This window comes from Staphylococcus sp. LCT-H4 (assembly GCF_001866145.1).
Taxonomy (GTDB): domain Bacteria; phylum Bacillota; class Bacilli; order Staphylococcales; family Staphylococcaceae; genus Staphylococcus; species Staphylococcus succinus.
This window is the reverse complement of sequence record NZ_MODY01000020.1, coordinates 1-356: the sequence shown is the minus strand read 5'-3', so window position 1 is coordinate 356 and position 356 is coordinate 1. Positions and strand designations below refer to the sequence as shown.

Sequence of the window (356 nt, the reverse complement as noted above, 5' to 3'; positions counted from 1 at the left end):
GAATACGATAGTTCGCTTATACCTAAGCGTATGTTTCCTAAATTTTTTGATGGAATTGAAAAGAGCTTAGTGAAAAATGTGTATACAATGAGAATTATGGATATCAATGTGTCGCATGGTTCACACTATATCAATACTACGAACTATCCAGAATATGAAAGAGATATTAAAGGGGCAATTGAATCTGTTCAAAGTCAACTAGATATTACTACTGAAAACATAGTTTTATATGGTGGATCAAAAGGGGGAACAGGTGCTATATATCATGGTGCTGCTTTAGATTTAAAAACATTAGCTGTAGACCCAATTGTAAATATTGGTGGAAAGTTAGAGCAAAATGATAGAAGATTTTTAAA

The 356-nt window shown here is 32.0% G+C and carries 1 protein-coding gene; it reads left to right on the top strand.

Translation table 11 applies throughout. The features are described 5' to 3' along the window. Positions 1 to 356: accessory Sec system protein Asp2 (locus tag BK821_RS13135; protein ID WP_177165143.1), on the top strand; the 356-nt coding region annotated here is incomplete at both ends.